This is a genomic window from Neobacillus rhizosphaerae (genome assembly GCF_937468385.1).
In the GTDB taxonomy this organism is placed as follows: Bacteria; Bacillota; Bacilli; order Bacillales; family Cytobacillaceae; genus Neobacillus; species Neobacillus rhizosphaerae.
Map to the genome: position 1 here is coordinate 1 of NZ_CALBWS010000042.1, position 23,283 is coordinate 23,283.

The window sequence follows — 23,283 nt, forward strand, 5'->3', positions numbered from 1 at the left end:
TGTTTTTTTAATTGTTCCTTTAGGTACGAGGCCTCCAAGCGAAATGGGAATGAAGCGCGGAAGAAAAAAATACGCCACTACTTGGCAGAAAAAAGTCTATTTTATTGACAGAAGTCCATTATCCGCAAGTTGGCCACTTTATTCGCAAGTTACACCCTCTTATCCGCAAGTTGCACCACTTTTTACGCAAGTTACACCCCCTTATCCGCAAGTAAGTGTGCGGCAACTAAAAAATCCCTCCCTCCAATAGGAGAGAAGGATTACACTACATTTATTTTTTAGTGGCACCCGTAAATTGTGCCTCCTCAGTTGAACCTTTCAGTGCTGTGGTTGAAGATGTTCCACCTGTGATGACCATTGATACTTGGTCAAAGTAACCTGTACCAACCTCACGCTGGTGGCGTGTAGCTGTATAGCCGTATTGCTCACTGTCGAATTCAGCTTGCTGCAATTCGGAGTAGGCTGCCATCCCGCGCTCTTTGTAGCCGTGAGCAAGCTCGAACATACTGTGGTTCAAAGCATGGAAGCCGGCAAGGGTTACGAACTGGAACTTGTAGCCCATTTTTCCAAGCTCCTCTTGGAATGTAGCAATCGTTTCTTCAGTGAGTTTCTTTTTCCAATTGAAGGATGGTGAGCAGTTATATGCTAGCAATTTACCCGGGAACTGTTCATGGATCGCTTCGGCAAATTGTTTTGCCTCCTCAATGTTTGGCTCGGAGGTTTCACACCAAATGAGGTCCGCATAAGGTGCATACGCTAAACCACGAGCAATCGCTTGTTCAATTCCAGCGTTAACTCGGAAGAAACCTTCCCCAGTCCGCTCACCAGTAATGAACGGTGCATCATTCATATCGATATCACTCGTAATTAAATCGGCAGCATTGGCATCCGTCCGGGCAACTAATACCGTTGGAACGCCCATGACGTCCGCTGCTAAACGTGCGGCAATCAAGTTGCGAACCGCCGTTTGTGTTGGTAACAATACTTTTCCGCCTAAGTGACCACATTTTTTCTCAGAAGAAAGCTGATCTTCGAAATGCACGCCTGACGCACCCGCTTCAATCATTCCTTTCATTAATTCAAAGCAGTTTAACTGGCCACCAAAGCCAGCTTCGGCATCAGCGATAATTGGAGCAAACCAATCAACGGAATTGTCTCCCTCTGAATGAGTGATTTGGTCCGCACGCTGCAATGCTTGATTAATTCTTTTGACCACACTTGGAACACTGTTCGCTGGGTACAAGCTTTGGTCCGGATACATATGCCCCGAAAGGTTTGCATCTGCCGCCACCTGCCAGCCGCTTAAGTAGATGGCTTTCAGCCCTGCTTTAACCTGCTGCACTGCCTGATTTCCTGTTAACGCACCAAGGGCATTTACATAATCCTCTTCATTTAATAGCTTCCAAAGCTTTTCAGAGCCTACCCGTGCTAATGTATGTTCAATATCGACGGAACCGCGGAGCTTAATGACATCCTCTGGCGTATACGGTCTAGTAATCCCTTGCCAACGCTTATCTAATTCCCAGCTTTCCTGCAACATAGTTACTCTCGAATCAGTCATTTTCAAATTCCTCCTACCAATCTAGTAAAATGTATTTTTATTAAAGCTTATAAAAAACATAGGCAACTTCTACAAAAGCTCATATCCAGGTAAAGTGATAAAGTCAACAAATTCATTTTTTAATATTAAACCGTCAAATAATCTCACTGCTTCGTCAAACCTTCCTCCTTCATAGGCTTGTTCGCCGATTTCCTGCTTGATTTTTTCCAATTCCTCAAGTTTCAATTGCTCATACATCTCAGCCGTTACCTTCCTGCCATCGTTTAGGTTGCCTTTCGGGTGGCGAATCCACTGCCAAAGCTGGGACCGTGAAATTTCAGCTGTTGCCGCATCCTCCATTAAATTGTAGATTGGCGCAGCTCCTCTTCCCGATAACCAGGAAGCCACATATTGAATGCCCACATTGATATTCGTACGGACACCTGCTTCGGTAATTGTTCCGCCGGGTACTTCAAGTAAATCCTGAGCGGTAACGGTGATTTTTTGCTGCTTGGCAGTATGAATCTGGTTCGCTATCGGCATTTCTCGGTTGAATACTTCTAACGCTACTGGCACAAGCCCAGGGTGTGCTACCCATGTACCATCATGACCGTCATGGGCTTCCCGCTCTTTATCAACGCGAACTTTTCCGAATGCTTCTTCATTTGCCTGCGGATTATTGCGAATTGGAATTTGAGCAGCCATTCCCCCCATCGCTGGGGCCTTGCGGCGATGACAGGTTTGAATCGTTAGTAAAGAGTACGAACGCATAAACGGTGCGGTCATCGTTACCTGGGAACGATCCGGAAGAATGACATCATCGTTGTTACGTAACTTTTTCAAGTAACTGAAAATATAATCCCATCTGCCACAGTTCAAACCGGCGGAGTGTTCCTTTAGCTCATATAAAATTTCATTCATCTCAAACGCAGCCATGATCGTTTCGATTAAGACGGTTGCTTTAATGGTACTTTGAGCAATTCCAAGTCTCTCCTGTGCATAGACAAATACATCATTCCAAAGTCGTGCTTCCAGGTGGCTTTCAAGCTTTGGCAGGTAAAAATAAGGACCCGATCCTCTTGCTAATAAATTTTTTACATTATGGAAAAAGTACATTCCAAAGTCGAAAAAACCTCCTGAGATTGGTTTACCGTTCAATAACACATGTTTTTCTTCTAAGTGAAGACCGCGGGCCCGTACGAACAGTACTGCTGTTTCCTCATTTAGCACATATTTTTTCCCATTCGGATTTTCAAAACTAACCGTCCGATTTACTGCATCTCGTAAGTTGATTTGTCCCTCGATGATATTTTCCCATGTCGGTGAAGTGGCATCCTCGAAATCGGCCATAAATACCTTTGCACCTGAATTCAGAGCATTGATGACCATTTTGCGATCTGTAGGTCCGGTAATTTCGACCCGGCGGTCTTGAAGGTCTTGCGGCAGTGGCGCAATCGTCCAGTCGCCATTTCGGATCTGCTTTGTCTCAGGAAGGAAATCCGGCAATTTTCCTTGATTGATTTCCTTTTGGCGTTTTTGCCTGGACTGTAACAGTTCCACTCTTCTTGCGCCAAAGTTTTGCTCTAATTCTTCAATGAAATTCAATGCTTCGGGTGTCAAAATTTCTTCATACTGGGCTTTCAGAGCCCCAACCACTTCAATACCTGTCGTCTGAGTCGACATGAATTACATCACCTCTTTGTTATAATACAATTACCTTTATAGTTTTGTATTATATAACACATTTTTCAAAAGTGGAACTACTTTTCTGAAAGTTTTATAAAAATAGGTAAAATTCCCCTATTGATATATAGTTAATTTTATAAAGATAGTTCAAAGAGCGTGATATATATCGTTTTTATCTAATGAGTATTCTGACCTATAGGGGCGAGGAGGTGCGTTATGCAGTTATTTGTGAGGGAAATGGATGATATTTTCGCAGAGGAAATATTAAATTGGAGCTATGATGCACCTTATGACTTTTATAACAATGAGTTCAGCGTGGACGCACGAAGTGAATTGCTAAATAACTCATATTTTGCAATTTTAGATCAGCAAGAAGAGTTAATTGGATTTTTCTGTATCGGAGAATCAGCAAAGGTACCGAATGGAACCTATTTTAGCGCTTATCCTCAAGATTACATAGATGTCGGCATTGGAATGAATCCAATGTTTACAGGTAAAGGGTTAGGGCTTTTATTTTTTTCATACATCCTTAATCATATTAGAGAAGTGCACGGTCCCTGCCCTATCCGCCTTACCGTGGCAGCGTTTAATACCCGGGCTATCCATCTTTACGAAAAACTTGGTTTTGTGAAGGAAATGGAGTTTTGTCAAAAGGAAATTGTATTTAAAACTATGATTAGGAAACTTCCTAGATAATTAATCGGACGTAGAGCGGTTCTACATCGGCTTTTGCTCTCTTTTTTCGGGCGAATGCCTACGTAGAGCACTTCTACATCGGCTTTTGCTCTCTTTTTTCGGACGAATACCTACGTAGAGCACTTCTACTTCGGCTTTTGCTCTCTTTTTTCGGACGAATACCTACGTAGAGCGCTTCTACTTCGGCTTTTGCTCTCTTTTTTCGGGAGAGTACCTACGTAGAGCACTTCTACTTCGGCTTTTCCTCTCTTTTTTCGGGCGAAGGCCTACGTAGAGCACTTCTACATCGGCTTTTGCTCTCTTTTTTCAAGCGAATGCCTACGTAGAGCACCAATAGCCTTCATTAGTTACCACTTTTTCGTTTTTTCCTCGATTTCAGTCACCAATGGTCTTCATTGGTTACCACTTTTTCTTTTTTCCTCGATTTCGGTCACCAATAGTCTTCATTGGTTACCACTTTTTCTTTTTTCCTCGATTTCAGTCACCAATGGTCTTCATTGGTTACCACTTTTTCGTTTTTTCCTCGATTCCGGTCACCAATAGCCTTCATTAGTTACCACTTTTTCGTTTTTTCCTCGATTTCGGTCACCAATAGTCTTCATTGGTTACCACTTTTTCGTTTCCCCCTTGATTCCGGTAACCAATAGTCTTCATTGGTTACCACTTTTTCGTTTCCCCCTTGATTCCGGTCACCAATAGCCTTCATTGGTTACCACTTTTTCGTTTCCCCCTTGATTCCGGTCACCAATAGTCTTCATTAGTTACCACTTTTTCGTTTTTCCTCGATTTCGGTCACCAATGGTCTTCATTGGTTACCACTTTTTCGTTTCCCCCTCGATTCCGGTCACCAATAGTCTTCATTGGTTAGAGAATGCCTACGTAGAGCACTTCTACTTCGGCTTTTGCTCTCTTTTTGCATGAGAATGCCTACGTAGCGCACTTCTACTTCGGCTTTTCCTCTCTTTATGACCGAAGAACGCATACAAAGATCCTTTCTTCGGGCAAAATGAATACCAAAAATCCCCCCTAAAAAGAAGTATTTTCTTTCTAAAAAAGCGGCACCTCCCATTGAAGGTATCCGCTTTTAAATCATCTTTTCGTATAACTGCTGAAAATCAACTTCCCGATTGTTGCTGTTTAAAAACTCTGGACTAACAATCGCTGTTAAAAGTTTTCTTTTTAATGTGGCATCTGCTACTTCCTGTAGAATCCATTGCCGTTTTAAAAAAAGAAAGTCCAAATACTCCTCATATGTCTCATCAAATTGCTGCTCTAGCTGCTCACGAATTTTCCTGGCAAGCATTGGACTCGCACCGCCGGTTGCAACAGCTATGCTTAAGCGTCCACGTTGAAAATAGGATGGCAGATGAAAGTCCGATCCATCTGGATCATCAGCTATCGTGACAAGCTGGTGACACCCCGCTGAATCTTTAATTTGCTGGTTTAATGTCGTATCATTTGTTGCCACAAAAATCAGAAACGCATCTTTCAAATCATCTTGGGAAAATAGCCTTTGCTGCCAATCAAGTTTGCCTTCATCTGCAAGCCTTTTAAGCTCATCCGTTGCCTCCGGGCTAATCATCATCACCCGTGCCCCTGTCTCAAGCAGACCGGTTACTTTCCGCTCAGCCACTTTTCCGCCGCCAACCACTACTACCTTTTTCCCTTCAAGCCGTAACATAATCGGATAATTTGTGATCATTCCCCACCTCACTGGTTCGTTTTTCGATTAGCGATATTAATTTATCATCAAAACCAACCGGGCTGCAAAAAATCATCCCGTCTGTCTTATCGAGTTCTTTCTTTATTTTGATGTTATATCCTCCGGAAAACAAGAAGTGAGGAAGAATATAAACCTTCTGACCCAAAAGCCTTTCCGCCGTTTCATGATAAAAAGGAGAAGTGGTTAAGTAGGCAGTGTGAACAGCTCTGTCAATTTTCTTAGCTAAACGTTTTGCTAGTTTTTCAAATTCAACCTCCGCTTCAGGTACCCGGCTACCGTGCCCCACCAGCAATACCGTCTCTTCTTCTCGTTTCGCAAAACCAGCCTCGGCCAACCGGGTGACAAGAATCTCAGTCATGATGTCATCAACACCAAGTGGTTTCCCATAATGGCATACAATGTTTTGATGTTTTTCCAATTCAACTGGAATATCAATGTTTGCATGAATACCCGGCAACAAGAAAACAGGGACAACTTTGATCTCATCTGCCCCTTGTTCAATACACCTTGCAATCGCCTGATTGATCGATGGTTCGGCATGTTCAAGATATCCATAGGCTTGGATGGCAGCAGTAGACTGCTCCATTACCTTTTTGATAAAAATACGAAACTTCTCGTTAGCGGCTTCCCTTCTGCTTCCATGGGCAATATAAATGATAGCCTCCATGCCTACACATCCTCAACTTGCTTTGCTGCCAAGAATTCAACCAAGGCTTCTTTTGTTGCCTTTTTTGGCATTCCTATTGACCGAAGACCAAAGTCCATAACTGCATCGATTGTTTGGTTTCCCATACTGACAACCTGTACATTCGTTAAGAGCTCCTCAGCGCTTATGCCACATTCTCTTAATCCTTCCACAAACGGTTCAACGGACCCACTGCTAGGGAATACCACTGTATCGATATCCGCTTCCTCTAGCATTCTTTTAAAAATAGGAACGAATTTAAAGTCTAGCTCTTTCTTGCTGGTGATTAATATATCTGCATTTCTATATTCTTTTTTCAACGTGCTGTCATCACCGACAATGAGCAAGTCACCTGACTCTGGCATTTCCTCTGAGAGCTTTGCGATAACCCCTCTTTCCTTTAATGCCTTAATCGATTTAATAGATGCTCCATAGAAATCTGCACGTATTTTTCGAATATCCATTCCACTTTCTATTACAGTTGTAAAAAATTCAGCAACATTTTCTGGTGAAGCAAAAAAAATTTTTTCATAGCTTGTCACTTTTGCTAGATTAATAGGTAGCTTGACCTTTTTCCATTTCGGAAATTCAATTACATCTGCACCTTGATCCATCAATTCCCTTGCTAATTCACTAGGGCCGGCACTCGTTCGAGCAAGCAATATTTGTCGGCCATACAACAGCTTTTTCTCAAACCAGCTGATTTTTTCCCGAAGAGCAATGACCTCCCCGACAAGGATAATCGCAGGATTACTGAATTTCTCCTCCAAGACCTTTGCAGAAATATCTGCAAGAGTACCTTGCAAAGTCTTTTGGCGGCCGAATGTACCCCACTGAATTAAAATAACCGGTGTGGTTGATGGTTTTCCATAACGCAATAGGTTCTCACAAATAAACGGCAAATTTCCGACTCCCATGTAAAAAGCAATCGTATCCACACTGCGAGCAAGGCCTTCCCAATCAAGCAAAGGCTTTCCCTCTTTCGACTTGTCATGTGCCGTTACCACTGCGAAGGATTCAGCATATTCACGATGGGTTACAGGAATTCCCGCATAAAGAGGGGCTGCAATCCCCGATGAAATGCCAGGAACGATTTCAAAAGGAATTTCGTATTGTACAAGAGCTGCCGCTTCTTCACCAACGCGGCCAAAAACGCCAGGGTCACCGCCTTTTAAACGAACGACTGTTTTTCCGGCTAATGCCTTTTCAACCAAAAGGTCGTTGATGTTTTCTTGGCGTAAAATATGACGGTCAGGTAGTTTGCCACAGTAAATCAGTTCACAATCGTCCACGGCGAAATCCAATAGCTTTGGGTTAGCAAGACGGTCATATAATATCACTTCGGCTTGCTTAATGGCTTCCAATCCTTTAACGGTGATTAAACCAATATCCCCTGGTCCTGCTCCTACTAAAAATACTTTTCCTGCTTTCATCATGCAGCCTCCTTCCCTGTTGTTCTATAAAACGATAAAAACGATATCCTCATGTATTTCCACTTGAAAAGTCGTTACTTGGCCATCGTCCGGTGCCTGCACCTTACCATCTATTAACGAGATTTTCCAATCAAAGACGGGACAGTAAACAAATTCGCCGCTGACAAGTCCCTCCGAAAGGACCCCACCTTTTGGGTGAGGACTGCGGTTTTCAAGTGCATAAACGTTACCGTTTGAGATTTTAAATAAAGCAATTTCTTTGTCATCCATTTTAATAGAATAGCCCGCCCTAGCCTTTAAATTCGAATAGTTTGCTACTGGAATTCGGGTCAGCGTTTTGATCATTTTGTTTCACTCCCTGCCATGATTGTGTGTTTTACATAATATTTATCTTGAATTTCTTCACTTTGAATCGCTTCATTCCAAGGTTCAATGTACTTTTTCAATGTTTTATCCATACGCTCGTTTAATGCTTTACGAGTTTCATGATCTGCAAGGACTTCCTGCACATGTTTCAGTCCAAGACGTTCAACCCATTTGGATGTTCGTTCCAAATAGTTGGCCGTTTCACGGTAGTATTGCATGTAGGCTCCGGTCATTTCCATAACCTCAGATTGTGTTTTCACCGTGCACAGTAAATCAGCAGGGCGAAGGTCGACACCGCCGTTACCAGCGACATAAATCTCCCAGCCGCCATCGATGCCGACAAAGCCGATGTCTTTAATTCCAGCTTCGGAGCAGTTTCTTGGGCAGGCAGATACACCCATTTTTACTTTATGCGGCGTATCAAGACGCTCAAATTTCTTTTCGAGTTCAATTCCGAGTGCCATCGAATCCTGTGTGCCGTAGCGACAGAATTGCGCGCCAACACAGGTTTTTACGGTGCGAAGTGTTTTTCCGTAAGCATAACCGGACGGCATATCCAGCTCCTCCCACATACCTGGAAGGTCTTCTTTCTTCACGCCGAACAAACCAATCCGTTGTCCACCTGTTAATTTTACTAAAGGAACATTAAATTTTTCAGCCACTTCGGCAATTTTTTTCAAATCTGCCGCTGTGGTGATGCCGCCATACATTCTCGGTACAACGGAGTATGTTCCATCCTTTTGAATGTTGGCGTGCATCTTTTCATTGACAAGTCGGGAATCACGGTCATCCTTGTATTCATCCATGTGAATCATACCAAGGTAATAGTTGATAGCAGGACGGCATTTCGTACAGCCTTCCTCATTGTTCCACTCAAGGACGTTCATGACCTCTTTCACACTTGTTAAGCCCTTCGCCTTGATTTCCTCCACCAACTCCTCGCGGCTTACAGTGGTACATCCGCAAATGCTTGTTTTCTGAGCAGTAGCTGCATCAAATTGATCTCCAAGTGTATATTTAAGAATTTGGCTGACCATTGGCTTACAGCGGCCGCAAGAACGACCGGCGTTCGTACAATGGCTGACCTGATCAAGAGTTGTAAGTCCTTGTGTTTGAATAGCCTCTACAATCGCACCTTTTGTGATACCATTACAGCCACAAACCAATTCATCATTTGGCATCGCGGCAACATCGTTACTGTCCCCTGTTCCACACTCTGTTTGGAAAATTGCCGTCCCACTGATATCTTCTTTTTTCGTTAGCATTCGGAACAGCTTGGTACTTTCCTTTGTGTCACCATATTGAACAATCCCTACAATCAAGTTATTTCTTGTTAACACCCTTTTATAAATGCCGTCATATTCGTTGTAAACCATGATTGATTTGGTCGAACCATCTTCAAAAATCTCTCCGGCTGAGAACAAGTCAATACCTGCCACCTTTAGCTGTGTCCCCGTTATCGAGCCTTGATAAGGTTCTCCGACCAGTCCGCTAATGCGGTTGGCGAGTACTTTCCCTTGTTCATATAAGGGCGCCACCAAACCATAGACCATTTCTCTGTGCTCAGCACATTCTCCAACCGCATATACATGTGGTACGCTGGTTTCCATGAAATCATTGACGACAATTCCTCGATTGACGTAAATTCCACAGTTCTTTGCCACTTCTTTATTAGATTTTATCCCTATCGCCATGACAACAAGATCGGCATCGACTTCAGAACCGTCTTTAAAACGCAGACCTGTTACACGTTCGTCGCCAAGGATTTCGACGGTTTCTTTTTCCATTAAAAAGTTCATGCCTTGAGCTTCGAGTTCATTTTTCAGCATATGAGAGGCAATTGGGTCCAACTGGCGCTCCATTAAATTGGGCATGAGGTGAACAACGTCAACCTTCATCCCAAGATTCAACAGTCCTCTTGCTGCTTCAAGACCTAGCAGTCCGCCGCCAATCACTACGGCCTTTTTATATTGTGCTGCTGATTTAATCATCATTTCACAATCTTTTATATCACGAAATCCTGTTACTCCTATTTTGTCTGCACCCGGAATGGGCAGGATGAAAGAATTCGAGCCTGTCGCGATAATCAACTCATCATAGTCGACTTCACGGCCTTGGTCACTGATAACACGTTTTGCTTCAACATCAATTTTCACAACTGCTTCGCCTGTAAATAATTGAATTTGATTTTCTTTGTACCATTCCAATGGATTAATGATAATTTCTTCAAAGTTTGTATCACCCTGAAGGATATTAGATAATTTAATCCGATTGTAGTTTGGGTATGGTTCTTGTCCAAAAATAGTTATATCAAATTGCTCTGGTGCCGTTTTGAGGATTTCTTCAATCGTTCTAACTCCAGCCATTCCGTTTCCAATCATCACTAGTTTTTTCATTTTGGGTCTCTCCCTATATGTTTAATCTTTTTTTATGATTAATAAGGTTTCTATATAGTTAAATTGTAAATCCATGAGTCTTAAAAAATTGTGAGGTACGTCACTTTTTAACCACTATATGTGAAGAATTTCACATATTTGTCATAAAAAAAGAGAGTGTCAGGCACCCTCTTCTTGTTACGCTGGTTGTTTATTTTTTTTAAACAGTGGAACAGGTTTTACACGTGCAATTATAACTGGAACTAGGACACCCATTATGGCAACAGGGACAAGCTCCCATAATTCCAGCGGCGGCGTTATCAGCATACCGGATTTATGGATGCCATATAGTACAAGGAAGTAAACCAAACTGCCTGCTAACCCAGCCATCCAGTTAGTTTTTCTAAACAATAAATAGAAAAGCGGGATAAATAAAAGGGTGATTGGTACATAGGAGGTCGGATAACCAACCGCCGCAAAAGTGGCCTTCCCGACAAATCTAAGCAAGATATAAAGCACTGCACCCATGACAGGTATGTTAAAGTCGCGGAAAATCCGAATGATTATGACCGTCAGCAGGGCAACCATTAACACAGAATAAATCGGATAAACCCACTCCGGGATACCACCAAAAATTTGTGACGCAGGGTCTGAGATGAGTTCGAGAATCTCCTTTGAGGCAATAGACTTTCCATGAATATATTGATCATAAGAAATAGCTCCATTTTCCTGCTGCATATTCGGAAACATCAAGCATTCAAGTAAAAACATCGCAAACCACGTGTGCATCGACTTCCAGGTCGGTTTCACATCTCTAGTAAACCTATAGTAGCCGCGCCAGACCCCAAAAATCATAATACCTGTGGCAATGTAATAAATAAAATGGGTCGGACTCCACGTTGTTAAATCAATTCCATAGGCAATGTGATAGGTAAAATCTAAGGGAATTCCGATTAGGAACAATACATATCCAATTGTTATCAGATTTCGTGAAAATTGATCCATGTAATGTGAGCGCCGCCACTCCTGAAATAATAAATAGGCTCCCAAGGCAAAGCCAAGGGTATTGACAATATGGGGAATCGAATATTCTTCAAACAAATACTTAAAGTGATAAGAAGCATCCCAGGCAGACCCAATAAATTTTAATAAAAAGGCAACAACCCATAATCGGTAATATTTCAATTACATCATCCCCTCTCCGGACCTTATCCCAGCAGGTCAAATGGATCTCCAAAAATGGCTATTAGGATATAATTAATAGCTATGGCGATTCCAAACACGATTCCGGCACCGCGGACCTTTTTTTGGGTAAATAATTTATACATAAATACAATTCCCGCTGTGACGACAAATACGTTACAGGTTAAAAATGTCCAAAGCAAGCTTTCACTGTGCTCAACAGTTGTAATATGCAATAAATATAACGGTATCAATTGCTTTCCTCCAAAACCTGCATGTTATTCAAATAACATCAAAGATACACTAGTAAAATCTCTCTTTTCTTTAGCAGACGAATTTCCTAGCTAAATTGTTTCATTGTCAACTTGCTTTCCTTATTTTATCATCATTATAGTGTATTTGGTTACTTTTTTACATAAAATTCTTGCATTGGTTTAATAAGGTAATGTACATTAAATAAATGGACTATGCCTTGAAGGGAGAATGACCCATGAAACATATTGTTATTGTCATTTTTTTATTTTCCACTGTATTCCTATCTGCCTGTAATTCCATAAAAGTCCCTAAGTCGACTATGAGCCATACAATGAGTGCAACACCAACGAATGTGGTGCCAACAAAATCTGAATGGAAAATCGAGGACCATCCGCAAGCAAACAAGGAAATTCCCATTTCCATTTTAATAAAGGATAAATCTGATAAACGAATCCAATCATTTGAAACTGTTCATGAGAAAAAAATGCATTTATTTATTGTTAGTAAAGATTTAGCTTATTTTTCCCACATCCACCCAAAATATCATGGGAATGGGGAATTTGATATTACGGAAACCTTCCCATCTGGAGGGGACTACAAGGTTATTGCTGAGTTTACTCCAAAGGGCGGTGGTGATAGTAGTGTGGAAAGTCATTGGCTCCATATTGATGGAGAGCCGGCAAAGGAGGAACCGCTCATTCCTGATAAAGAGTTTACCAAAGTGGTTGATGGCAAAAAGGTTTCCCTCACGTTTAGTCAACTTGCTGCAGGCAAGACTATCCATATGACGTTTACCATCAATGATGCAGCAACCAATAAACCGATAAAAAACCTGCAGCCCTATTTAGGGGCCATGGGCCATACGGTTGCTATGAGCGCCGACGCTGAAAAATACTTACACATCCATCCAATGACCACATCAGGAAATGGACCGAATATCATATTTATGACCATTTTTCCTGAAAAAGGAGTTTATAAAGTCTGGGGCCAGTTTAAATACGAAGGAAAAGTATTTACCGTTCCGTTTGTCGTGAATGTGCCATAGTAGGAGCCTAAACCACCATAAGGCCAGGCGCACGTTTAGTGGCGTAGGGAGAAGCGTGACATACACTAGCCGATTGGCTACTTGGGCTGGATAATTCTCAATGTCTAATAATTTAATTCTAATACTATAGTAAAAAACCTCTTCCCGTGGAAAGAGGTTTTTTCTATGATATTAGTACATTTCGGAAGTTGTTTTAGCTTGCATATGGAGCAACAAGTAGTCTGGGCCGCCCGCTTTGGAGTCAGTTCCGGACATATTGAAGCCACCAAATGGCTGATAGCCCACAATCGCACCTGTACAAGAACGGTTGAAGTAAAGGTTACCAACATGGAAGTCTTCACGAGCCTGTTCCAAATGGGCGCGGTTTGTTGTAATTACAGCACCTGTCAAGCCGTACTCCGTGTTGTTAGCAATTTCGATTGCTTCCGTGAAATCTTTTGCTTTTGTGAAACCAACCACTGGACCAAAGATTTCTTCCTGCATAATGCGTGCATTTGGTGCAAGATCGGCAATAATAGTCGGCTTAATGAAATAGCCTTTAGAATTGTCTCCTTCGCCGCCAGCCATCAGCTTGCCTTCACCCTTGCCGATTTCAATGTATTCCATAATTTTTTTGAAGGCATTATTGTCATTAACCGGGCCCATGAATGTACCTTGCTCAGTTGGATCACCGACTGTTAATTGATTGGTTAATTCCACCACGCGGTTCAACACTTGATCATATACATCTTCAACGATGACTGCACGTGAACATGCAGAACATTTTTGACCTGAGAAGCCAAACGCTCCTGCAGCAATCGATTGAGCAGCAAGCTCAAGATCTGCTTCACTGTCAACAACGATTGTATCTTTACCGCCCATTTCAGCGATGAGGCGCTTCATCCATACCTGACCTGGATTCAATTTAGACGAACGTTCGAATATGCGCAGACCGACATCGCGTGAACCTGTAAAGCTGATAAAACGAGTATCTTTATGGTCAACTAAGTAGTCGCCTACTTCAGCACCGCTTCCTGGAACGAAGTTTAAGACGCCTTTAGGCAGACCCGCTTCTTCCATTACTTCCACAAATTTCGCCGCAACAATTGGTGTAGTTGAAGCTGGTTTTAATAAAACGGTATTACCGGCAACAATCGCGGCCACTGTTGTACCTGCCATAATTGCTAATGGGAAATTCCATGGTGAAATGATTATTCCTACACCTAGTGGAATATAATTGTAACGATTGAATTCATTTGGACGGCTTTGAACTGGTACGCCATCTTTTACTGTTAACATTTGGCGGCCATAATATTCAAGGAAATCAATTGCTTCTGCTGTATCAGCATCCGCTTCTCTCCATGGTTTCCCTGCTTCCTTTGTTAAAAGTGCAGAAAACTCATGCTTGCGGCGGCGGATAATTGTCGCTGCTTTAAAAAGCACATCTGCGCGAACTTCCGGCTTTGTTTTTTTCCATGTTTTAAAAGCTCCAACTGCTGCCTGCATAGCTTTTTCAGCCAGCTCCTGGCTTGCTTTCGAAACGCGGCCAATTACTTCTTCTTTATTGGCTGGATTGTAGGAAATGATTTTGTCATCCGTTGCAATTCTCTCACCGCCGATAACAAGATCATAATCTTGACCTAAATAACCTTCGACAGTTTCTAACGCCTTAAGATAGGCTAGACGGTTTTCTTCCACTGTAAAATCTGTAAATGGTTCATGCTTATAAGGTTGTACCATTTCTTAAACCTCCTATGTATTAAAACGTTTACATCCACTGTCCATTCTATCATGATTCATTTACGCCTCGCAATGAAGGAGATTCGAAAAAACCTGCATTGGTTTCAACTTCCAACCTATCATGAAATGCATGAGATATGTGTAGTACACCAACACAATAAAGGCGGAGTGAGCAGAAATGAGCTGAGCCTCACATAATTCGTCGCATGAAATGGATATTGTTCACTACGATTGGATAGACCCATTCATTTTTGCGACGCTTCGCCCCTTTTTCAGAGAAAAAGACCCAGCCTCACAGCCGGATCTTATTGGTAAATATAAACAAACGGTTCGGTATCATTAGCTTTTTTAACGATGAGTGCTTCAGGCCCATTTACGGAGGTTACACTTACCGAAACAGAAAGATACTTAGGAAAATGCTCCATCACTAATCCTGTTACGTATTGAGTAAAACCAATTCCCTCTGTTTTTCCATAGAATTGGATTGGAATCGTGATATTCAATTCCTGCTGCTGATCCCCAACATAAAAGGCTTTGCCAATTACACCATTAAAGTTTGGAAAATATTTTTCTACATCCTGCTTAAAGTTTAAAAATGCGATTGAATCATCACGATGGTCTTTTTGGGCATCGGTCGAAGGGAATAAATAGTGCTTTTCATTAATATTTTCCCAGCTTTTTAAACTCGAACTGCCCTTATCAACGGTTGTATAGGTAATGAATCTGCCAGGCACAACGGAGGATTTAGTTTGTTGTTCAAATAAAGCGATTGTGATTGGCACATCTGATAAGTCCTTCATATCGCGCAGCCGTTTGACCACTTCTTCCGCTATTTTCTTTCCTTCCTTTTCCATTTGAGCAAAAGGAATTTTCATCTCTTTTTCGATTGTCCCACTGCCTTGAGGAACTTTATAATAGTAGTGAGAATTTAGAGCTAGTCCAATCGTCACCCCAGCGAGTGCAACATTCCCCTTATCATCCTTTGTTAAATAATCATGCTCTAAAATATGGGCTAAGTAGATAGGGCTGCTTGGTTCTGCGACCGTTCCGGAATTAACTGGGTTTAAGCCAATATTATCTGATTCTTTGATTTTATTTTCTTTTAGCTGTGCATCTGTGTACTGGCGATTCAACCAAAGTTTTACTGTCTTTCCTTTGATTTTCTGCCCTTCTTGAAAATAATATTTCTCTGTATCAAAACTATTTTGAGCTATCCTCATCAAGCCCATTTCAAACTCATTTAAATCATATCTTGTATTGATATTACTAACGACCAGCCCGCGTGCTTCCCCTGGCTGGAATGGCAAAATCGTCCGATAAAACTTATCAGATATATTATATTTAGGAATAATCGCCTTCCCTGTTGCTTTCTCCTTTGTTTGGACAGCTTCATTTTGCTTCTGAAAGTTGGGTGCGCAGGCACTCAGCAAAAAAACAAGGGAGAGAGCGAGCAATGAGAGCTTTCTCACGTCGATACACCTCTTAATTATTTAATTCTACTATAAGTTTTTCCTCATCCCATACTTCAATGCCCAGCTCTTGTGCTTTTGCTAACTTGGAACCTGCATCAGCACCCGCAATGACGAGATGTGTTTTTTTACTTACGCTCCCTGCTACATTACCGCCGAGCGCTTCAATCTTTTCCTTGGCTTCATTTCGTGATAACTGCTCCAGCTTTCCTGTAAGGACAACCGTTTTTCCGGCAAAAATAGAGTCAAATTCTGCAGGAGAAATTGGTCTTGCTCCCTTATATTCCATATTAACGCCAGCAGCGGCTAATTCTTCGATTAATTCTTTCGCTTCTTCTTGTTCGAAGAAACTAACAATCGATTCGGCCATTTTATCTCCGATTTCGTTAATCGCCATTAATTCGTCCTTGGAAGCTATCGCAAGTTTATTCATGGTATCAAAACTTATTGCCAGCGTTTTGGCCGCTTTCGCTCCGACATGACGAATACCAAGACCAAATAACAGCTTTTCTAGTGAATTGCTTTTGGAAGCTTCGATGGCTTTTAATAGGTTAGAAACTGATTTTTCGCCCATTCTTTCAAGAGCTATTAGCTGTTCACTTGTCAGCTTATAAATGTCAGCAACATCGCTGATTAATTTCTCCGCAAACAGCTGGCTGATGACCTTTTCTCCAAGCCCATCAATGTTCATCGCATTCCTTGATACAAAGTGAATCAATCCTTCGCGAATTTGCGCCGGGCATTTAGGATTGATACAGCGTAATGCCACTTCACCCTCAAGCCGGATAAGCTCACTTTCACACTCCGGACAATGGGTTGGCATATGGAATTCCACTTCTTCGCCAGTCCGCAGATCCTCCAGAACATTGACCACTTCCGGAATAATATCACCCGCTTTTTTAATGACGACTTTATCACCAATTTTTATATCTTTTTCACGGATTAAATCCTCATTATGCAAGGATGCACGCTGTACGGTTGTTCCGGCTACCTTTACAGGTTTAAGAAGTGCTGTAGGTGTAATGACCCCGGTTCTGCCGACACTTAACTCGATATCTAAAAGAGTGGTAACCACTTCTTCTGCTGGGAACTTATACGCAATCGCCCAGCGTGGGCTTTTTGCCGTTGTCCCGAGTTCAGCCTGCTGCTTGAGGGAATCAACTTTGATGACGATTCCGTCAATTTCATAGGGAAGATGTGGGCGTTTTTCTACCCATCCACTAACAAACTGGACAACTTCCTCAATGGAAGCGCATTTCCGCCGCTCTTTATTCGTTTTAAAACCGAGATGATCCAAGTAATCCAAGCCTTCACTATGAGCCCCTATCGTAATGGCATCCGGATTTCCAACTCCGTATAGAAAGACGTCCAGTCTTCTTGAAGCGGCAATCTTCGGATCAAGCTGTCGAAGTGATCCTGCAGCTGCGTTCCGAGGATTCGCAAAAAGCTCCTCGCCACGATCCTCTCTTGCAAGATTCAAGGCTTCAAACGAACGCTTTGGCATATAAGCTTCACCGCGGACCTCTAACGAAACAGGTTCCCGTAAACGAAGCGGAATGGATTTAATCGTTTTTAAATTCGCCGTAATATCTTCTCCAATTGTTCCATCCCCACGGGTAGCCCCTTGGACAAACAAACCGTCCTCATAGCGTAAGGACACAGCGAGGCCGTCAATTTTCAGCTCACATACATAGGAAAAGTCATCGCCGACCGCTTGACGGATACGGCGGTCAAAATCCCTTAAATCCTGTTCATTAAAGGCATTCCCAAGGCTTAACATCGGCGTCCGGTGCTCCACTTTTTCAAATAAATCGAGCACCTTACCGCCAACACGCTCGGAAGGGGAATCAGGTGACTTTAATTGTGGGAATTTCCCTTCCAGTTCCAAAAGCTCCTGCATTAATTTGTCATATTCAGCATCCGGTACGGATGGTTTATCTAACACATAATATTCATAGCCATAATGATTTAATAGGCTTCTAAGTTCAGCAATTTTCTGTTCCGCAATTTGAAGGTCCATCTATTCAGCCCTTTCCTAACTTTTTCCTCACCTATCTAACTCATTCAAAACGCAAATGGCATTTCACACCTTTGGAAATCCATTAATAGAACCATCCTAACCTAATAATACGGTGCGAGCAAAACTGGGCTTCACTTTTTCAAAGTAAAAGGATGTACATTTTCCGCTCAGATTGGATAAACTGTTTCGCTTTTACGGCGCTCCGCCCCTTTTACCAAGTGCGATAGCTATGCCTTTTTAATTGGTGCAAATTTAGCTAGCAGGCGTTTGATGCCAACCGGGCTCGGAAAGGCAATATCAAGCTCGGTTCCTTCGCCTTGGCCTTTTACACTGACGACCGTTCCAATTCCCCATTTACCGTGCTCGGCTTTATCGCCAACCTTCCAGCCGACTTCCTCCCCGCCAGATGCCGCTGAAACTGGTCGTGTCACCGGTTTTCTTTGTGCTGCCGGAGTGGCAAATGAACTTCTTGGCCCTCCAAAAGAGGTTCCTGATGAACCAAATGATCTCCCACCTGAACCAAATGGCGTATTCATGCGGGTCTCCGGTTCGACACCTTCAATCAGGTCTTCTGGTATTTCAGCGATAAACCTTGAAGCCGGGTTCATATTAGTTCTGCCAAACAATGTTCTCATTTGGGCATTTGTGATAAATAAGCATTGCTCTGCTCTGGTAATTCCCACATAAGCCAAGCGACGTTCTTCTTCCATCTCAACTTCTTCCATCAGAGAGCGGCTATGCGGGAAGACACCTTCTTCCAGACCTATCAAGAAAACAACTGGGAATTCCAATCCTTTTGCCGAGTGCAAGGTCATAAGGGTGATTGAATCTGCTTTTTCCCCATCATCATCGAGCGAATCAATGTCAGCAACGAGCGCTAAGTCAGTTAAGAAAGCCACTAGACTTTTATCTTCGCTTGAATCTTCGAAGCTTTTCGTAACAGATAATAATTCCTCAAGGTTTTCTAGGCGGCTCTGCGCTTCGAGCGACTTTTCCGCTTTAAGCATCTCCCGGTAACCTGTCTTTTCAAGAACTTCTTCGACTAATTCTGTTACCGAAAGGAACTCTTGCATATTGGTATAATTACGGATTAAATCACGAAATTCACGTGCTGCTTTTGTAGTTTTTGGACTTAGCCCAATCAGTTCAACGGAGTCAATTGCTTGGTATAGTGATATATCATGCATAGTTGCAAAATCGGCGATTTTATCGACCGAGGTTGACCCAATTCCACGCTTTGGAACATTGATGACACGCTGCAAGCTAATGTCATCATCTGGATTGGAAATCAAGCGCAAATAGGCAAGCATGTCTTTGATTTCTTTTCTGTCATAGAACTTTGTGCCACCGACAATACTGTACTCAATATTCGATTTAAGCAGCACTTCCTCCATGACACGAGACTGCGCGTTTGTGCGATAAAGAATGGCAATGTCAGCAAGCTTATGGGAGCTGTTTCTAGTTAATTCTTTAATTTTCCCAGCAACGAATTGTGCTTCACCTTGCTCACTATCGGCACGGTAATAAACCAGTTTGTTTCCTTCAGCATTTTCTGTCCAAAGATTTTTCGCCTTCCGGTTCATGTTATTGGCGATGACCTTATTTGCTGCTAAAAGAATTCTTTTGGTAGAGCGATAGTTTTGCTCGAGGAGAATAACCGTTGCGTTCGGATAGTCTTTTTCGAACGAAAGAATATTGGCGATATCTGCTCCGCGCCACCTGTAAATCGACTGGTCAGAATCCCCTACAACACAAAGATTTTGGAACCGATTTGCGAGCATTTTGACTAACATATATTGCGCTCTGTTCGTATCCTGATACTCATCGACATGAATATATTGAAACTTGCGTTGGTAATACTCAAGCACATCTGGTACGCGCTTAAATAATTGAATCGTCATCATAATCAGATCGTCAAAATCGAGCGCTTGATTTTTCCGTAACCTTTTTTGATATTCTTCGTAAACGTCACTTACGGTTTGTTCAAAGTAACCTCCAGCCGTTTTCGCATATTCTTCTGGTTCAATCAATTCGTTTTTAGCTGAGCTGATAGACCCTAAGATCGCGCGAGGGTCAAACTTCTTCGGATCAAGATTTTTGTCCTTAAGGATTCCTTTAATGACAGATAGCTGGTCGGTCGTGTCCAAAATCGTAAAATTGCGGTTAAAGCCCATCCGATCGATATCCCTGCGTAGGATTCTTACACACATCGAGTGAAAGGTAGAAATCCAAATTTCTTCGGCAACTCCACCCATCATTTTCCCGATTCTTTCCCTCATTTCGCGCGCAGCCTTATTTGTAAACGTGATCGCTAGAATGTTATAGGGATTAACTCGTTTTTCTACGATTAAATAAGCAATTCGATGCGTTAACACTCTCGTCTTTCCACTGCCGGCACCCGCCATCAATAGAAGTGGGCCGTCAGTAGCTTTAACAGCACTTTGCTGCTCTGGGTTCAAGCCGTTTAATAGCTTTTCAGTTAAAAATTGCACTTCTTTCACCACCATTACAAACATTTGTTCTTATTTTTATTTTATCGTTCATTTCATTTTATAGCAAACTCTATCTAACACTTTTCACTGTTGCTAATGCTTGATCAAAGTTTTCATAAAGGGCATTTCCGACGACAATAACGTCGGCATGCTTGGCCATTTCTGCTGCCTGTTCAACAGTAGAAATGCCGCCGCCATAAAAAAGAGTCGTACTTTCAAGGACTTTTTTCACGTCAGCTACTAATGTAGGATCCCCGTACGTACCGCTATATTCTAAATAGAAGATTGGGAGCTTGAACATCTTTTCTGCCATCATCGCATAGGCCTTAACTTCATCAGTCATAATGTTTGCATTGGCGTTCGTCAATTTTGCCGCCTTGCAATCCTCGTTCAAAATACAGTATCCTTCCATGGCAAATTCTTCCCAATCAATAATTTCGCCGAATTCTTTTACGGCTTGATGGTGTAATCCTGTAACCCATTTTGTATCATTGCTATTTAAGATGGTCGGAATGAAGTAGAGGTCAAATCCAGGTGTAACGGTCTCAACACTTGATACTTCGAGGACACATGGAACGGTATACCTGCGAATTCTTGACATTAAGTCGAGAACGTTTTCGAGTGTCACCCCGTCAGTTCCACCAACTATCACCGCATCCGTACCTGATTCGCATATTTTCTCTAACTTTTCATCGGATATTTCTTTATTTGGATCGAGTTTAAACACATGCCGCCACTCGCGAAAATCATACATCTAAAAATCCTCCCATTTATCTATCCATTTCACCATTATATCATTTGACGATTCGATAAAAAAATAAAACAATGATTCAATTTATAGAAAAGATAACCAGTAAGAAAAGCGGAAGGCGCCTTGGAGCTGGACATTTCTCGAAGTCCAATGTTATAAATTCTTTTATTGTAAGAAAAGCGGAAGCGCCCGTTGCGTATGGACTGGAGCACTTTGACTGAGATAAAGGAAACACGGAGAGCGATAGCGATCCGATGTTGACTTATCGTAGGGAAAAGGGCGAAGTACACTAGCCGCTGGGCGCTGGAGCTGGACAATTCTCAAAGTCGAAAATTTTATACTTTCTTATCTTGTAAGAAAAACGGAAGCGCCTCTAGACGCTTCCGCTTTTCTTATTCCTCGACAGTTTTGCTGTTTTCATCTTTAATCCGTTGAAGAACCATTTCATACGTGTCATTTCCAAAATTTAAACAACGTTTCACACGTGAAATAGTTGCCGTACTTGCCCCTGTTTCTGTTTCTATTTTATGGTACGTATTTCCGTCCGACAACATTCGCGCTACGTCTAGCCGCTGTGCTAACGATTGTATTTCATTAATTGTGCACAAATCGTCAAAGAAACGATAGCATTCTTCCATATCTTTTAATGTAAGAACGGCTTGAAATAATTGATCAAGTTCTTTTCCACGCAATTTATTTATTTGCATATTCCTTACTCCTTTAATTGATAAAATGTTATTTCAGATTAAACGAAACACTTTTTTGTAGCCCAGGGTTTGCCGGTACAACATTGACCCACGTTTTCCCTTGAACCAATGGCACTTCTACACCATCTTTAATAGGAACAATCTGGCCATTCTTATTAGCCCATTCTACTTCGTTGACCATGCCCATTTGCAGCAAATATGCTTTTCCGCCAGACTTGAAATCAATATCGCGGCGTCCAACCGAATCGATTACTTGATGGTTGGCTTCAATAATAAAAATATTATTTAGTAAGATGGGGTCATTTGTACCTAAATCGACCATTTGCTCTCCACCTGAATAACGTTTATATTTGCCAAGAGCGGCATCATATTCAAAGCTGGAATCAGATATTCCACCCTTTGAATAGCTAATCTTCACTGATTTTGCCTCTTCACCTGTCACTTTTTTACCTTCCTCTTCTGATAAAAACTTAAAGGAAGGCGGACTTTTTTCCATTGAATATTTTTTTTGCTTAGCGCCCTTTAAAATATTTTCATATGTGATATAGGAGTTATGAGGTGCTTTCCGAGTGCTGGACCGTTTAAAAAGGGTTCCGTCATAGACCATTCCATTTATATTGTCGATATAATTCGCCGTAAGCATTTTCTTTGCTTCCTCACTCCAGCCGTGTGCGATATAAAGAGCATTCAGCCCTTTAGCCAAGTCGATATAATAATTTCGCGCACTGCGGACAGGTCCGATATTCTCCGGCTTTTCACTTTGAAACACAGCAAGGAAACGAGTAATATCACCCTCTGCAAGCACTTCATAGACAATATCTGCCTTGTTCAAACCCGATTGCGGCCTTGCTTTTGGATGATTATTAATCATGACAGCAACGGCTCTTCCATCTGTTTTAGTTTCAGAGCCAATACCTGTTAATGGGTAAAAATTAGGGGTTCCCTGTTTCTCATCATCTTTTTTCTCGGCTTTGTTGACTGTTTTTTCTTTCTTCCCTTGTTCTTTTACGGTCTCCTTATCACTACACCCTGATAGTAGTAACAGGATAGCAGCAAAGGCGACAGCCCATTTTTTCATCCAATGAACACCCCTATTTCCTTCCAAGCTATAAAAGTACTTTCACACTTTAACTCATTAG

At 42.0% G+C, this 23,283-nt stretch carries 19 protein-coding genes; 3 read left to right on the forward strand and 16 right to left on the reverse strand.

Translation table 11 applies throughout. The features are described 5' to 3' along the window. Window positions 1-250: hypothetical protein (locus M5A78_RS22230; protein WP_248737473.1), on the forward strand; the 250-nt coding region annotated here is incomplete at its 5' end. A 21-nt stretch (window positions 251-271) separates the two neighbouring features. Here the strand turns inward: M5A78_RS22230 and aceA are convergent. Both aceA and aceB read right to left on the reverse strand, forming a co-directional pair. Next, window positions 272-1,561, reverse strand: a complete 1,290-nt coding sequence (gene aceA / locus M5A78_RS22235) for an isocitrate lyase (RefSeq protein WP_248737474.1) — start codon at window positions 1,559-1,561, stop codon at window positions 272-274. A gap of 69 nt (window positions 1,562-1,630) precedes the next feature. After that, window positions 1,631-3,223 carry a malate synthase A gene (gene aceB, locus M5A78_RS22240; protein WP_248737475.1) on the reverse strand — a complete coding sequence of 531 codons (1,593 nt, stop codon included), beginning with the start codon at window positions 3,221-3,223 and terminating at the stop codon, window positions 1,631-1,633. A 219-nt stretch (window positions 3,224-3,442) separates the two neighbouring features. On the opposite strand from aceB, the gene M5A78_RS22245 reads away from it, so the two are divergent. Continuing rightward, window positions 3,443-3,922, forward strand: a complete 480-nt coding sequence (locus M5A78_RS22245) for a GNAT family N-acetyltransferase (RefSeq protein ID WP_248737476.1) — start codon at window positions 3,443-3,445, stop codon at window positions 3,920-3,922. A 1,084-nt stretch (window positions 3,923-5,006) separates the two neighbouring features. Here M5A78_RS22245 and M5A78_RS22250 read toward each other — a convergent pair. The 7 genes from M5A78_RS22250 to M5A78_RS22280 all read right to left on the reverse strand — a co-directional run bounded on the left by M5A78_RS22250 (window position 5,007) and on the right by M5A78_RS22280 (window position 11,940). Next, window positions 5,007-5,624, reverse strand: a complete 618-nt coding sequence (locus M5A78_RS22250) for an NAD(P)-binding protein (protein ID WP_248737477.1) — start codon at window positions 5,622-5,624, stop codon at window positions 5,007-5,009. Continuing rightward, window positions 5,590-6,312: a sirohydrochlorin chelatase gene (locus M5A78_RS22255; RefSeq protein ID WP_248737478.1), complete on the reverse strand. Its 723-nt coding sequence runs from the start codon at window positions 6,310-6,312 to the stop codon at window positions 5,590-5,592. The genes M5A78_RS22250 and M5A78_RS22255 overlap by 35 nt, the downstream gene beginning before the upstream one ends. Window positions 6,313-6,314: 2 nt before the next feature. Further along, window positions 6,315-7,766, reverse strand: coding sequence for a uroporphyrinogen-III C-methyltransferase (cobA, locus tag M5A78_RS22260; protein WP_248737479.1), 1,452 nt, complete (start codon window positions 7,764-7,766; stop codon window positions 6,315-6,317). Window positions 7,767-7,787: 21 nt separating this feature from the next. Beyond that, window positions 7,788-8,108 carry a nitrite reductase small subunit NirD gene (nirD, locus tag M5A78_RS22265; protein ID WP_248737480.1) on the reverse strand — a complete coding sequence of 107 codons (321 nt, stop codon included), beginning with the start codon at window positions 8,106-8,108 and terminating at the stop codon, window positions 7,788-7,790. Next, a complete protein-coding gene (nirB, locus tag M5A78_RS22270) occupies window positions 8,105-10,525 on the reverse strand; it encodes a nitrite reductase large subunit NirB (RefSeq protein WP_248737481.1) in 2,421 nt (806 codons plus the stop codon). Before nirB ends, nirD begins: the two co-directional genes overlap by 4 nt. Window positions 10,526-10,702: 177 nt before the next feature. Next, entirely contained in the window at window positions 10,703-11,689 is a 987-nt protein-coding gene (locus tag M5A78_RS22275) for a hypothetical protein (RefSeq protein ID WP_248737482.1), read from the reverse strand. A gap of 23 nt (window positions 11,690-11,712) precedes the next feature. Beyond that, a complete protein-coding gene (locus tag M5A78_RS22280) occupies window positions 11,713-11,940 on the reverse strand; it encodes a hypothetical protein (protein ID WP_248737483.1) in 228 nt (75 codons plus the stop codon). Window positions 11,941-12,176: 236 nt separating this feature from the next. Here M5A78_RS22280 and M5A78_RS22285 point away from each other — a divergent pair, with 236 nt between their 5' ends. Next, window positions 12,177-12,986: a hypothetical protein gene (locus tag M5A78_RS22285; RefSeq protein WP_248737484.1), complete on the forward strand. Its 810-nt coding sequence runs from the start codon at window positions 12,177-12,179 to the stop codon at window positions 12,984-12,986. Window positions 12,987-13,157: 171 nt separating this feature from the next. Here the strand turns inward: M5A78_RS22285 and pruA are convergent, their stop codons facing one another. The 7 genes from pruA to M5A78_RS22320 form a co-directional block, all read right to left on the reverse strand. Then, window positions 13,158-14,705: an L-glutamate gamma-semialdehyde dehydrogenase gene (pruA, locus tag M5A78_RS22290; protein ID WP_248737485.1), complete on the reverse strand. Its 1,548-nt coding sequence runs from the start codon at window positions 14,703-14,705 to the stop codon at window positions 13,158-13,160. 305 nt (window positions 14,706-15,010) lie between these two features. Then, window positions 15,011-16,174, reverse strand: coding sequence for a CamS family sex pheromone protein (locus tag M5A78_RS22295; protein WP_248737486.1), 1,164 nt, complete (start codon window positions 16,172-16,174; stop codon window positions 15,011-15,013). A gap of 13 nt (window positions 16,175-16,187) precedes the next feature. Continuing rightward, complete coding sequence (gene ligA / locus M5A78_RS22300) at window positions 16,188-18,194, reverse strand: NAD-dependent DNA ligase LigA (protein WP_248737487.1); 2,007 nt, start codon at window positions 18,192-18,194, stop codon at window positions 16,188-16,190. Between the two features lie 227 nt (window positions 18,195-18,421). Further along, on the reverse strand, window positions 18,422-20,686 hold the full coding sequence (pcrA, locus tag M5A78_RS22305; RefSeq protein WP_248737488.1) for a DNA helicase PcrA: 2,265 nt from the start codon (window positions 20,684-20,686) through the stop codon (window positions 18,422-18,424). 70 nt (window positions 20,687-20,756) lie between these two features. Then, window positions 20,757-21,440 carry a heptaprenylglyceryl phosphate synthase gene (locus M5A78_RS22310; protein ID WP_248737489.1) on the reverse strand — a complete coding sequence of 228 codons (684 nt, stop codon included), beginning with the start codon at window positions 21,438-21,440 and terminating at the stop codon, window positions 20,757-20,759. A gap of 389 nt (window positions 21,441-21,829) precedes the next feature. Beyond that, window positions 21,830-22,144: a YerC/YecD family TrpR-related protein gene (locus M5A78_RS22315; protein ID WP_248737490.1), complete on the reverse strand. Its 315-nt coding sequence runs from the start codon at window positions 22,142-22,144 to the stop codon at window positions 21,830-21,832. A 28-nt stretch (window positions 22,145-22,172) separates the two neighbouring features. After that, a complete protein-coding gene (locus tag M5A78_RS22320) occupies window positions 22,173-23,222 on the reverse strand; it encodes a DUF3048 domain-containing protein (protein WP_248737491.1) in 1,050 nt (349 codons plus the stop codon). Window positions 23,223-23,283 lie beyond the last annotated feature (61 nt).